The sequence below is a fragment of the uncultured Boseongicola sp. genome (assembly GCF_937988555.1).
Taxonomy (GTDB): domain Bacteria; phylum Pseudomonadota; class Alphaproteobacteria; order Rhodobacterales; family Rhodobacteraceae; genus Boseongicola.
On record NZ_CALJXO010000368.1, the window covers coordinates 14683 to 27005 of the forward strand.

Sequence of the window (12323 nt, forward strand, 5' to 3'; positions counted from 1 at the left end):
CTCGCAGCACACTTTCCGGTCCTGCGGACAGGAGCGCGCGTTCCTAACACCTCAAGGCAAGTATGTGCGCCTCGTGCTGCCGCCATCCTGAACCGGTTCGACAGGTGTCAAATATCAACCACTTTACTGGGTGGCTTGGTTGGCGCTGAATAGCTTTTACTTGTGGGGCTCTTTCGAAAACCAGGGTCGCCACCGACCCTCGTTTTTCATGCAAGCAAGACCCCGCGATCTGCCAACGGTTGGCCAGCATTCCTAGGCCGGGGATCGTGACACAGATTAAACCATCACATAGAGCGAGGACTGATTTAGGGTCGCCGCCGATACCAAGTTGCAAAAAAGCCGCTTCAGGCGCGGGTCTAGCAAGAAGTTGTCCACGCAAAATTGAATGCGCGTACTTATGTGGGAAGGTAAAAATAAGTATCTATTTTTATATCATAAAAACAATTACTTATTTGCAGATATTGGCGGAGAGACAGGGATTCGAACCCTGGGAAGGCTTTCACCCTCAACGGTTTTCGAGACCGCCCCGTTCGACCACTCCGGCACCTCTCCGCGAAGAGTCTGGGCCGCGATTTAGTGGAACGATCGCGTGCCCGCAACCCAATTCGTGCAAATGCAGTGCAAGCCCTTGGATTGATGCGACCCACGGCCTATTTTGTTATTGAACAATAGTGAGCTCCCATGTCCCGATTTGCGCCCCTCACGGTCCTTGCCGCAACCGTCGCTTTGACCGTCACACCTGCGTCATCCGCCACGCAGGCCGAACTTGATACGCTTTTCGAGGCCATTGGTACGCCTGAGTTGATCGCCACTATGCGCACCGAGGGCCTTGAGCAATCTGATGAGCTTCGCCAATCTATGTTCCCCGAACGCGCCAACGGTTGGCGGCCCATTGCCTCGTCGATTTATGATACGGAACGGATGGAGGACGGTTTTCGTACCGCGTTTGACCAAGAATTGTCCGAAAGCGATGTGACACCGCTTTTAGCGTTTTTCGCCTCGGACTTGGGGCGCGAGATTATTGCGCTGGAGTTGTCTGCACGCGAGGCGCTGCTCGACGATGACGTCGAAGAGGCCGCCAAGGAGGCCTACGCAGATCTGGCCAAGCGCAACCCAGAACGACAAAAGGCTCTGGAAGGCTTTGTGGACGCGAACGATTTGATCGAAATGAATGTGGCGGGCGCGCTGAACGCGTCGCTCGCATTTTACCGTGGACTGGCCGATGGCGGCAGTTTCGATCTGACCGAAGACGTGATCCTGCGCGATGTCTGGGAGCAGGAGCCGGAAATTCGAACGGATACTGTGGACTGGATGATGCCCTACCTTGCAATGGCCTACGAGCCGCTGTCCGCAGACGAGTTGGCGGCGTATGAGGCGCTGTCGCTCACGAAGGCTGGGCGCGATCTAAACCGCGCACTTTTTTCGGGGTTTGATGTGGTGTTCAACCGCCTCTCGTATTCGCTTGGAAGTGCGGCATCGCGGTTCGTGCAGGGCGACGATATCTGAGCGGTTTGACGTGATTTCGCGGGCCGGATCCCCTTGACTTACAGGGCGCTGCGACGCATAAGCCGCACTCTGGCGGGCTAATGTCCGCCATTTACTATTTTAATGTCGCCAAATGGCGCGCTGTTCGAGGCGGTATCGTACCGCAACATCCGGAAAAGCTCCGGGGGCCGAAGGACGCGGAAAATGAAGGAAGATCAGATGTTTGCGGTCATGAAGACCGGTGGTAAGCAATATCGGGTTCAGGCGGGCGATGTGCTCCGCGTGGAAAAACTCGCAGCGGACGCCGGCGAAAAAATCCAATTCAACGAGATTCTGATGGTAGGGTCTACTGTGGGCACACCGCTTGTTGACGGTGCCGGCGTTCAGGCCGAAGTCATAGACCAGATCAAGGGTGAGAAAATCATCCACTTCGTAAAGCGTCGGCGTAAGCACGGCTCGAAGCGTACGAAGGGCCACCGTCAGCAACTGACGCTTTTGCGCGTGACGGACATCCTTGAAAAGGGTGCCGAAAAGTCCGGCATAAAAGCCGCTTTGAATTCCGGGTCTGTTTCGGTTGCTGCTGTCGAGGCTGCAAAGCCTGCCAAGAAGGCTGCACCAAAGAAAGATGCCGCGCCAGAAACCAAAGCTGCCGCGCCGAAGGCGAAAGCTGCTGACGCTGGTACAGATGACTTGAAAAAGTTGTCGGGTGTAGGCCCGGCGCTTGAGAAGAAGCTGAACGCTGCTGGCGTGACGTCATTCGCGCAGATTGCTGCGTGGGGCGCTGCTGACATTACCGAGTTCGACGAGAAGCTGTCGTTCAAAGGTCGTATTGAACGCGAAGGCTGGGTCGATCAGGCCAAAGCCCTCGCCGCCGAATAAGGAGTAACAACCAATGGCACACAAAAAAGCAGGTGGTTCCAGCCGTAACGGCCGCGACTCAGCCGGTCGTCGCCTTGGCGTAAAAAAGTTCGGTGGCGAAGCCGTCATTCCGGGCAACATCATCGTGCGTCAGCGCGGCACCAAGTGGTGGCCGGGAGAGGGTGTTGGCCTTGGTCGTGATCACACGATCTTTGCAACGTCCCAAGGCCACGTGACCTTCCACAAGGGTCTCAAGGGCCGAACATTTATTTCGGTGCTTCCGCAGGCGGAGGCCGCTGAATAAGCCGATCCTAGTTGCGATGTATTAAAGGGGGTTCGGCAATCGCCGGTCCCCCTTATTCATTTAAAGGCTGGCTTGGAGGCAAGGGCCTGCTAGCTCATTTTAGAAGAAGTACCGTTGTTGAGGGGCGGCTGGTGCGATCAACGAGGCGAGGGAGAAGCCGCGTGAAAATTGAAGCAATAATCAACCAGCCGGTTGTTGAAACGGACCGCATGACGTTGCGGGCCATTCGTCGGTCGGATGCCGGGAACCTTGAATTATTCGGATCTGACGAACGGGTCGCGCGCATGACGCGCACAATCCCGCATCCTTTGCCGCCCGGTGCGGTTGATACGCTGATTTCGCGCTCGCTTGACGAAAGCCGCGCGGAAGACATGTGGGTCATGGATGGTTCGGCCACTGGCTTGGGCGAATTTTTGGGTCTAGTCGCTTTGGAGCGTATGGATCGCAATCAGTCGGAAGTTGGCTTCTGGGTTGTCCCAGCGTTTTGGAACGCGGGCTTTGCGTCCGAAGCAGTGCGCGGCCTTATCGACACCAATCCTCATGCGGACAAAACGATGTTCGCAAGCGTCTTTCAGGACAACCCCGCGTCGGCGCGTGTGCTGACGAACGCAGGCTTCCAGTACCTTGGCGACGCCGAGACCTTTTCGGTTGCGCGCGGATCGACGGTCCCGACGTGGACCTACCTAAAGCGTCTGGACGACTAACCCATGTCACGTCAGGCGCCTCCCGTTCTGAGGACGCCGCGCCTGACGCTTCGCCCTCTTGAGATGACCGATGCCGATGCCCTTGTGCGGGGCGTTGGCAACTACGAAGTCAGCCGTTGGCTATCGGTCGTACCTTACCCCTATACGCATGGAGATGCTGCCTGGTTTTTGGAAAGAACCATTGAAAACAGGGCATTGGTTTGGGCGATTTGTGATGAGGATGGCCTTCAGGGCTGTATCGGTATTGAAGACGGGTTGGGTTATTGGCTGGCGCGGCCTGCTTGGCGCAAAGGCTATGGGTTTGAGGCGGCGCGCGTGGTGATTGCACAATGGTTTACAGACACCGGCCGTCGATCCGTAACGTCGGCCTATTTTCAAGGCAATGAACGCTCGGGAGCAGTTCTGCGCGCGCTTGGATTTCGCCCCACTGGCGAAGCGCAACGCAAAGCCCGCGCATTAAGCCAGGACGTGATGGCGACCGAGATGGCTATGAGCCGCGAGCAGTGGGAGGCACGGCTTGGTTTCACAGTGTTTACGCCGCGCCTTACGCTTCGCCCGATAATCTCTGCGGATGCGCCGGCTTTGGTGTCTCTGGCCGTCCCTGAAGTGACGCGCGGTACGGCGTCGCTTGTCACGGGATGGGCAGAAGCGGAGGCGCGCGAATGGATTGAAGGACGTCGTTGGGGCGGCTTGCCCGGCTTTATGCTTGGGATAGAGCGCGAGGGCGCGTTGATCGGAGCCATTGGCTGCGGTGGTACCCCGTTGTCCGTGATGTATTTCCTCGGGCCGGATCATTGGGGGCAGGGCCTTGCAACGGAAGCGCTGTCGGCGTTCCTGCCCGAGATTTTCGACCGTTTTCCGGTTACAAACGCGATCGCCGACCACTTCGAAGACAGCCCCGCTTCGGGCCGTTTGTTGGAAAAACACGGTTTTCGTGTCACAGGCGATGACATGGGCACATCAAAGGGAAGGCTTGAGCCTTCGCGCGTCATCACATACGCCGTGACGCGAGACACATTTAGGGTAGCAACATGAAATTCCTCGATCTTGCACGCGTTACGATCCGCTCTGGCGGCGGTGGCTCGGGGTGCGTGAGCTTTCGACGCGAGAAATATATCGAATACGGCGGGCCCGACGGCGGCGACGGCGGACGGGGCGGCGATGTATGGGCCGAGGCGGTCGATGGGCTGAACACGCTGATCGATTTCCGCTATCAGCAGCATTTCTTCGCCAAGAACGGCCAGCCCGGCATGGGCCAGCAGCGGACCGGTAAAGATGGTGATGACATCATACTGCGCGTCCCTGTTGGGACGGAAGTTCTCGACGAAGATGAAGAAACCGTCATTGCTGACCTAACGCACGTTGGCGACCGGGTGTTGTTGGCAAAAGGTGGCAACGGCGGGTTCGGTAACCTGCACTTCAAATCCTCGACCAACCAGGCGCCACGGCGCTCAAATCCGGGTCAGCCGCAAATCGAGCGCGAGCTATGGCTGCGGTTGAAGCTGATCGCGGATGCCGGGCTTTTGGGTCTGCCGAATGCCGGTAAGTCGACATTTCTGGCGGCCACGTCAAATGCGCGTCCTAAAATTGCAGATTACCCTTTCACCACGCTACACCCGAACCTTGGAGTGGTCGGCGTGGATGAGGTTGAATTCGTGATGGCCGATATTCCTGGTCTGATCGAAGGTGCCCATGAAGGGCGGGGCATTGGCGATAGGTTCCTTAGCCATGTCGAGAGATGCTCGGTCCTGCTGCATCTTATTGACGGCACGTCCGAGACGGTTGCCGAAGATTATCGTACGATAATCCACGAGTTGGAGGCCTACGGCGGCGAGCTTGCCGAGAAGCCGCGCATCACTGCGTTGAACAAGATCGACGCGCTTGATGATGAGGAACGCGAAGAACGCCAGACAGCTTTGGAAGAGGTTGCGGGGCCAGTGATGATGATGAGTGGCGTCAGCCGCGAGGGGCTGATTGATGTCCTGCGCGCGGTGCGCGGCCAGATTGATGCAGATAAACTGCGCCGCAAGGAGGAAGTCGAGGAGCCCAGACCATGGCGTCCCTGACGACTGCGCGTCGCATCGTTGTTAAGATCGGCTCGGCCCTGTTGGTCGAGGACGGAAAACTGCGAGCCAAGTGGTTGAAAACGCTTGCTGAAGACGTGGCAGATATGCGTGGACGCGGGGTTGATGTTGTGTTGGTCTCATCCGGCTCGATTGCTTTGGGACGCGCAGCCCTGGCGCTTGAAGCAGGCGTTTTGCCATTGGAGCAAAGCCAGGCGGCCGCAGCGGTTGGTCAAATCCGTCTTGCGCGGGCCTATGAGGAAGCGCTTGAGCCACATACCATCACAACGGCACAGGTGCTTGTAACGCTGGAAGACAGCGCGAACCGGCGGCGGTATCTTAACAGTCGCGCCACGCTTGAGCAGCTTTTGTCGCTGGGGGTGGTACCGATTGTGAACGAGAACGACACGGTCGCAACGGATGAAATCCGCTATGGTGACAACGATCGACTGGCCGCGCAGATTGCCGTGACAATCGGGGCAGATGTGCTGGTGCTTTTGTCGGATGTCGACGGGTTTTACTCGGCGAACCCAAAAGAGGAAGCAAGTGCTAAACGTTACGATGTGATTGATGTGATAACGCCCGAGATCGAGGCCATGGCCGGGGACGCCGGGACAGGGCTTTCGAAGGGCGGGATGAAGACCAAGATTATGGCGGCGAGAACCGCAACGGCCGGAGGTGCGGCCATGGCGATCGCTTTAGGTGCGCCAGATAACCCTTTGAAGCGCATTGAAAACGGCGAGCCTTGCACATGGTTTACGCCAGAGACCGATCCGCAAGTGGCCCGTAAGCGCTGGATCGCGGCGATGAAGTCGAAGGGCGAGTTGATCCTGGATGCCGGAGCGGTTGGAGCCTTGGAGCGGGGCAAGTCTTTACTTCCCGCAGGGGTGACATCCGTGCGCGGCACATTCGGCCGGGGAGACCCGGTTGATATCGTCGGGCCGGACGGCGCGCAGCTTGGGCATGGATTAACGCGCTATACGGCGGACGAGGCGCGCGCCATCAAGGGGCAGCGGTCCGATAAGATTGAAGCGATCCTTGGATATCCGGGGCGTGCGGCGCTTGTGCACCGCGACGATATGGCGATTTAGCCGCGAGGCGTTTAAACTTGAGCTGATCTTAAAGGGCTAGGGACATGAAAGACGTGTCAGACATTCAAACCATCATGGCGGACATTGGCCAAAAGGCGAAAGCCGCAGCGGCGGAATTGGCCTTTGCGTCAAGCACTGACAAAACGCAGGCTTTGAACGCCGCCGCCGCCGCCGTTTGGGCGCGACGCGGCGAGATTATCTCTGCCAATGTCAAAGACATGGCGTTCGGGCGCGAAAAGGGCCTGAGCGATGCGATGCTGGACCGTCTGATGCTGGACGAGGCGCGTATTCAGGACATGTGCGACGGACTTCGTGCGGTCGCCGCACAGGATGATCCGGTTGGCAAGACAGTCGAGGAATGGGACCGGCCTAGCGGTCTGCATATCAAGCGCGTTCGCACGCCTTTGGGTGTGATCGGCGTGATCTATGAGAGCCGCCCGAATGTAACTGCGGATGCAGGGGCCTTGTGTCTGAAGGCCGGGAATGCGGTCATTTTGCGTGGCGGTTCCGAGAGTTTTCACTCGACCGGTGTAATCCATGGCTGTCTTGTTGACGGGCTGAAGGCCGCGCGCTTGCCGATCCATGCAATTCAGCGCGTGCCGACGCGTGATCGTGCAGCGGTCAGCGAGATGCTGATCATGACGGACACGATCGACGTCATCGTGCCCCGCGGCGGCAAAGGCCTTGTTGGTTTGGTGCAGCGCGAGGCCCGCGTGCCGGTATTTGCCCACCTTGAGGGCATTGTTCACATCTACATCGATGCAAGTGCCGACCCGGAGAAGGCGTTGAAGGTCGTATTAAACGCAAAAACCCGGCGCACAGGGATTTGTGGCGCGGCCGAGTGCTTGTTGATCCACCGCGATGTGGTCGACACCATCGGGCGGGGCGTGGTCCGCGCCTTGATCGACGCGGGCGTCGAGGTGCGCGGCGACAGCGAAGTGGCGTTGATCGACGGCGTTGTCCCGGCGACTGAGGATGATTGGGGCCGTGAGTTTCTGGACATGATCATCGCGGCCAAAGTAGTTGAAGACGTTGACGCGGCGATTACTCATATCCGGACCTATGGCTCGAACCACACCGATTGCATTGTGACGGAAGACGACGCCGCAGCGGACCGGTTTTTCCAAAGGCTGGATAGTGCGATCCTGATGCGCAATGCCTCGACGCAATTCGCCGATGGCGGAGAGTTCGGCATGGGGGCGGAGATAGGCATCGCGACGGGTAAGATGCACGCGCGTGGTCCCGTGGGGGCCGAGCAATTGACCAGCTTCAAGTACCTTGTGACCGGCGACGGAACGATCAGAACGTAACTGTCACCTTCCTGTCGTTAAAAAAGTCGCGACCGAACGTCGAGCGGATTTAGCTGCACTTAGCAAATGTGCGAAATGCACATCAGAGGTGGCGACGCTATCAGCGATTGCAGGGTTTGTTGTGGAACTGCACAAGGTCAGGGTTGGCGTTGATCCTCTCGCCACGCGCTTCCAGTTTCCTTCGAACCGGGAGAGGGTCATGTGGCCGCCCCAAGGCAAGGTGTTTTCAAGGCATTGCACCACGAGAAATACAAGCTTGCTGTCCGCGCCCTGCAAAGCCCCTTCGACCCGCCAGTCCACTTTGGTGCGGGTGTTTGTGAATCTGTTTTGAGCTTCGTTCTGACTGATTTCCGGGTGTGCCGTGCCGAACGCCACACGGAGGAACCATATTCGGGCGTTCGCGTTCTCGACGGATTGTGCGATGAGGGCAATCTAGGGGCTGATGCCTTGCCCGGACATTGTCAAAAGCTCGATCCCGTTGCCAATTGCGCCCAGGGGGCTGATAAGATCGTGGCAGATACGCCAGCTTATAAGGGCATTTCAAACAGGGGGCGGTCATCGTGTTCCTCGGTTGGTAATTGAAAGGAAATCAAGATGTCAGATATGACGGCCCTGCTTGAGCCAGGCATGCTTGTGACGCACCCTGATATGCCTGACTGGGGTGTTGGACAGGTACAGTCAAACATCGGCGGGCGCGTTACAGTGAACTTTCCTGATGAGGGCAAAGTGGTGATTGATGGCACGAGAATCGGACTTGTCCCTCTGTTCGAAAGCGATCCCTGAAACGAACTACACCCTAAGATTGTATCTTGCTTTTTGCAGGATCGCAAAAGTGGCGGGCGTTGCATTGCGCGGCGCAGGGCCTTAGAAGGCCGCAACCTGTCTGACGAAGGCCCAGGATGGACCGCGGAGACGCTCATTTCACCACCCGACTTGCCCTGACCGAGCGCGACTTGCGCGCGGCAGAACGGCTGCGCTATGCAGTTTTTGTCGAAGAGCTTGGCGGCGATGGCGCTTTGGTCGATCACCAGGACCGGTTTGAGCGGGATCGTTTCGACCCGCATTTCCGTCATCTGATTCTTGTCGATAAGCGCCGCGATCGCGAGGCATTGGATCATGTTGTGGGAGTCTACCGTCTTTTGGACGATACGGGGGCTGCTGCTATTGGGCAGTATTATTCGGAAGACGAGTACGATTTGTCGACGCTGAAGGCGTCAGGGCGCAAGCTTTTGGAACTGGGGCGGTCCTGCCTGCACGCGGACTATCGCGGTGGCATGGCGATGTACCATATCTGGAACGCTCTGGCGGGGATCGTGGCGGACGAAGAGATTGATATCCTGTTTGGCGTCGCAAGTTTTCACGGCACCGATATTGAGGCCCATGCCGAGGCGCTGTCGCTTTTGCACCATCAGCACCTCGCACCGGCGGATGTTCGCGTGCGTGCGCGCACCGAGCATTTTCAAACGATGGATTTGATCCCAGACGACGAGATCGATCGCGTGGCGGCAATGCGCAATGTGCCGGCGTTGATAAAAGCCTATCTGCGGCTTGGCGGGGTGATCGGCGAGGGGGCTTTTGTGGATAGGCCCTTCAACACGATCGATGTCTGTTTGCTTCTTGATACGGCGCGCATGAACCTGCGAGCGGCAGCGCGCTATCAGGTGTCGCGGGGATGAGCCGCGATCCGACCTGGGTTGGCGCGGACGACAGGCTGCCGCCTTTGCGGCCCGGCGTTTACGGCTGGGTAAGGCTGATCCTGCGCGGGCTGTTGTTTGGGGTGCTGACGCTTGGCGGATTGCTGATCTTGCTGACGGTCCGCTTGGTCGAGCGTCCGGTATTTGGGATGGCGCGCCCATGGACGCCGCACATCACTCAAGGTGTCTGCCGCACGGCGTTTCGAGTATTCGGTATGGGGTATAGCAGCCACGGTGAGCGGATGACCCACCCCGGTGCCGTGGTGTCCAACCATTCTTCGTGGATGGACATTTTTGCTCTGAATGCGGGCAAGCGCGTCTATTTCGTCGCCAAGTCCGAGGTTGCAGGATGGCCAGTGATTGGCTGGCTCGCGCGCGCCACGGGCACGGTGTTTATCCGCCGTGCCGTCCGGGACGCGGCAGAGCAAAAACAGGTATTCGAGGATCGCCTGACCGCGGGACACAAGCTGTTGTTCTTCCCCGAAGGCACATCGACGGACGGTTTGCGGGTCTTGCCGTTCAAGCCGACGCTGTTTGCCGCATTCTTTTCAGAGGAGTTGCGCGACATCCTTTGGGTGCAGCCGGTCAGCGTCGTTTACGCGGCCCCAGAGGGCGCCTCGGAACGGTTCTATGGGTGGTGGGGCGACATGGATTTTGGGACCCATCTGGCGAAAGTGCTTGCGGCACCCCGCCAGGGATCGGTCGAAGTGATTTGGCACAAGCCCCTTGAGGTAGCCGCGTTTTCTGATCGCAAGGCGCTGGCTAAAGCCGCAGAGGAGGCCGTGCGAAGCGCGTTTGTGAAGCCGTCTTAGGACATCGCCTCGATCAACTGACCAAGGGCCTGCGCGGCGTCGTCTTCCCGCCAGATTTCCTCGCCGATGCCGAAAAAGTCGGTGACCGGTGCAAGGGCTCGAATAACTTCGGGCGTCAGCGCGCCTTCTGCGACCACCGGCACTTCAATCATCTCGGACCACCATGCAAAAAGATCATGGTCTGCCTTGGTCCCGTCGCCAAGGGCAGTGTCACCAGCGGGGCCGAACGAAACATAGTCTGCTCCGATCTCGGCTGCGGTTATGCCGTCATGGCGCGACGCTCCGCAGTAGGCACCGATGATGGCGTCGGCCCCAAGCGTCTTGCGCACCGCACGCATCGTGCGCGCGCCATCCAGCAAGTGCACGCCGTCGAGGCCAAGACGTTCGACAAGGCCGACATGTGTTTCGATCACCAAAGCCACGTCTGCTTCGTGGCAGATCGGACGCAATGTATCGCCAGCGCGCGATAATGTGCTCTCGTCGCTCGTTGCCATGGAAAGCCGCACACAGGCCACATCGAACGCGTCGAGCACTTCTGCAAGCCGTGCAGGAAAGGTGGATAATTCAAAAGCAGGTGGCGTGGAAAGATAAACCTGCGGGCGCGTGTCGTCGGCCATTTTCGGCTCCGAATACAAGGTGTTGGCACGGGCTATAGCGGTTGTGTCACTTGGGGGGAAGGCTTCTGGCATTTTCCATCGCAAGTGTCATCGACGGGCCGCGCCGGGCGTCGGCCATTGCCGCGTCGCTGACCGACCATTCCGCCCATACGCCGCCCCGTGAAAGCCATTGGGTATGTTCCGTCGATGGTCAGGCCTTGGCATGGCGATCCTGGCCGACAGGTCCTTTGTTCACGCTCTACATCATGTGAGCGTCAAGCATGAAGCGGAGACCTCCGAACATGCGCTTTTCTTCAAAAGTAGTGCGATCGGTGAGGTCACCTCGGATGAGTTCGGCCAGACCTTCATCGTATGCCATTTCGGCACCTCCCTTGTGCTTTTCCGCCCCGGATCCTAAGACCCCGGACGACCCCTTGGAGCCTATGGTACATGACCCAACCCGCTTTTGTCCTTGTTCGTCCGCAGATGGGCGAAAACATCGGTGCGGCGGCGCGTGCGATGTTGAACTTCGGGCTGGAACAGATGCGGATCGTGGCCCCGCGGGATGGCTGGCCGAACCAAAGCGCAATCGCGATGGCAAGTGGTGCCGGGCGGTTGTTGGATGAGGCGCAGTTGCACCCCGATTTGGCCGACGCAATTGCGGATCGCACGTTCGTTTTCGCGACGACGGCGCGGTCGCGGGATCTGGCCAAGCCCATATTTTCGCCAGAAGAAGCGATGGCCGAAACTGCGCGCCGCATCGCGGCGGGTGAGCGGGTAGCGGTACTGTTTGGTGCCGAGCGCGCCGGGCTTGAAAATGAAGATATCGTAAAGGCGAATGCGATTGTCTCAGTGCCCGTAAACCCAGAGTTTCCTTCCTTAAATCTGGCGCAATGCGTCTTGCTTATGGGCTATGAGTGGCGCCGTGCGACCACCAAAGTCACCCCGTTTGAATTGGAACTGGCGGGCGGCGAAATGGCATCCCAGATAGAGGTTGAAAAGCTGGCTGCACATTATGAAAGCCGCCTGGATGTGGCGGGATTTTACTTCCCCGAAGCAAAGGGCGAAGGGATGAAGCGGACCATGCGCAACCTTTGGTCGCGGATGCCGATGACACGCGCCGACGTGCAGATGCTACACGGGGTCCTGCGGCAGATGGTCCGCTGGAAAGAGCGTGGCGATTGACTGGACGATGGTCTGTGCGAGGCCTACATTCTGGATGAATGAGCGGAGCAGATAATGGCTGAAAAGCGCAGCATTTTTGAAGAGGTCGGCAACGACACCAAGCGAGCAGATATGCCGAAGGGCGGTCTGATCGATGGAGCACGTAAAGGCGCGCGCGGGGCGATCCGGGTCTGGCTTATGGTGCTGTTTTCTCTTGTCGTTCTGATGATCGCTGTCGGTGG

Annotated in this window: 15 protein-coding genes, 1 tRNA gene and 1 pseudogene; 14 read left to right on the forward strand and 3 right to left on the reverse strand. The window is 58.5% G+C overall.

Annotated features, from left to right (window positions below; translation table 11 throughout):
* Window positions 1–462 precede the first annotated feature (462 nt).
* Window positions 463–552, reverse strand: a tRNA-Ser gene (locus tag Q1B15_RS21735).
* A gap of 129 nt (window positions 553–681) precedes the next feature.
* Here Q1B15_RS21735 and Q1B15_RS21740 point away from each other — a divergent pair.
* The 8 genes from Q1B15_RS21740 (at window position 682) to Q1B15_RS21775 (ending at window position 7815) form a co-directional block, all read left to right on the forward strand.
* Window positions 682–1506, forward strand: a complete 825-nt coding sequence (locus tag Q1B15_RS21740; RefSeq protein WP_299757996.1) for a DUF2059 domain-containing protein — start codon at window positions 682–684, stop codon at window positions 1504–1506.
* A gap of 198 nt (window positions 1507–1704) precedes the next feature.
* The gene (locus Q1B15_RS21745; RefSeq protein ID WP_299758027.1) at window positions 1705–2364 is read left to right on the forward strand and encodes a 50S ribosomal protein L21; all 660 of its coding nucleotides are present in this window, start codon (window positions 1705–1707) and stop codon (window positions 2362–2364) included.
* A 13-nt stretch (window positions 2365–2377) separates the two neighbouring features.
* Window positions 2378–2647 carry a 50S ribosomal protein L27 gene (gene rpmA, locus Q1B15_RS21750; RefSeq protein ID WP_299757998.1) on the forward strand — a complete coding sequence of 90 codons (270 nt, stop codon included), beginning with the start codon at window positions 2378–2380 and terminating at the stop codon, window positions 2645–2647.
* 161 nt (window positions 2648–2808) lie between these two features.
* On the forward strand, window positions 2809–3351 hold the full coding sequence (locus Q1B15_RS21755) for a GNAT family N-acetyltransferase (protein ID WP_299758001.1): 543 nt from the start codon (window positions 2809–2811) through the stop codon (window positions 3349–3351).
* Between the two features lie 3 nt (window positions 3352–3354).
* A complete protein-coding gene (locus Q1B15_RS21760) occupies window positions 3355–4386 on the forward strand; it encodes a GNAT family N-acetyltransferase (protein ID WP_299758003.1) in 1032 nt (343 codons plus the stop codon).
* Entirely contained in the window at window positions 4383–5417 is a 1035-nt protein-coding gene (gene obgE / locus Q1B15_RS21765; RefSeq protein WP_299758005.1) for a GTPase ObgE, read from the forward strand. The genes Q1B15_RS21760 and obgE overlap by 4 nt, the downstream gene beginning before the upstream one ends.
* Window positions 5405–6505 carry a glutamate 5-kinase gene (proB, locus tag Q1B15_RS21770; protein WP_299758007.1) on the forward strand — a complete coding sequence of 367 codons (1101 nt, stop codon included), beginning with the start codon at window positions 5405–5407 and terminating at the stop codon, window positions 6503–6505. The genes obgE and proB overlap by 13 nt, the downstream gene beginning before the upstream one ends.
* A gap of 44 nt (window positions 6506–6549) precedes the next feature.
* Entirely contained in the window at window positions 6550–7815 is a 1266-nt protein-coding gene (locus Q1B15_RS21775) for a glutamate-5-semialdehyde dehydrogenase (protein ID WP_299758010.1), read from the forward strand.
* A gap of 3 nt (window positions 7816–7818) precedes the next feature.
* On the opposite strand, the gene Q1B15_RS23590 is transcribed toward Q1B15_RS21775, so the two are convergent.
* Complete coding sequence (locus tag Q1B15_RS23590) at window positions 7819–8115, reverse strand: histidine phosphotransferase family protein (RefSeq protein ID WP_366141766.1); 297 nt, start codon at window positions 8113–8115, stop codon at window positions 7819–7821.
* Between Q1B15_RS23590 and Q1B15_RS21780 the strand changes: the two genes are divergently transcribed.
* From Q1B15_RS21780 to Q1B15_RS21795, 4 genes are all read left to right on the forward strand, one after another.
* Window positions 8017–8397, forward strand: coding sequence for a hypothetical protein (locus Q1B15_RS21780; RefSeq protein ID WP_299758013.1), 381 nt, complete (start codon window positions 8017–8019; stop codon window positions 8395–8397). The genes Q1B15_RS23590 and Q1B15_RS21780 overlap by 99 nt on opposite strands.
* 12 nt (window positions 8398–8409) lie before the next feature.
* Window positions 8410–8598, forward strand: a complete 189-nt coding sequence (locus Q1B15_RS21785) for a DUF3553 domain-containing protein (protein ID WP_299758015.1) — start codon at window positions 8410–8412, stop codon at window positions 8596–8598.
* Window positions 8599–8714: 116 nt separating this feature from the next.
* Window positions 8715–9491: a GNAT family N-acyltransferase gene (locus tag Q1B15_RS21790; RefSeq protein WP_299758017.1), complete on the forward strand. Its 777-nt coding sequence runs from the start codon at window positions 8715–8717 to the stop codon at window positions 9489–9491.
* Window positions 9488–10321, forward strand: coding sequence for a lysophospholipid acyltransferase family protein (locus Q1B15_RS21795; RefSeq protein ID WP_299758020.1), 834 nt, complete (start codon window positions 9488–9490; stop codon window positions 10319–10321). Before Q1B15_RS21790 ends, Q1B15_RS21795 begins: the two co-directional genes overlap by 4 nt.
* On the opposite strand, the gene Q1B15_RS21800 is transcribed toward Q1B15_RS21795, so the two are convergent.
* Window positions 10318–10938: a thiamine phosphate synthase gene (locus Q1B15_RS21800; protein ID WP_299758022.1), complete on the reverse strand. Its 621-nt coding sequence runs from the start codon at window positions 10936–10938 to the stop codon at window positions 10318–10320. The genes Q1B15_RS21795 and Q1B15_RS21800 overlap by 4 nt on opposite strands.
* Before the next feature lie 429 nt (window positions 10939–11367).
* Between Q1B15_RS21800 and Q1B15_RS21805 the strand changes: the two genes are divergently transcribed.
* Window positions 11368–12102: an RNA methyltransferase gene (locus tag Q1B15_RS21805; RefSeq protein ID WP_299758025.1), complete on the forward strand. Its 735-nt coding sequence runs from the start codon at window positions 11368–11370 to the stop codon at window positions 12100–12102.
* Window positions 12103–12156: 54 nt separating this feature from the next.
* Window positions 12157–12323: pseudogene (locus Q1B15_RS21810) on the forward strand (heme A synthase); the annotation flags it as partial.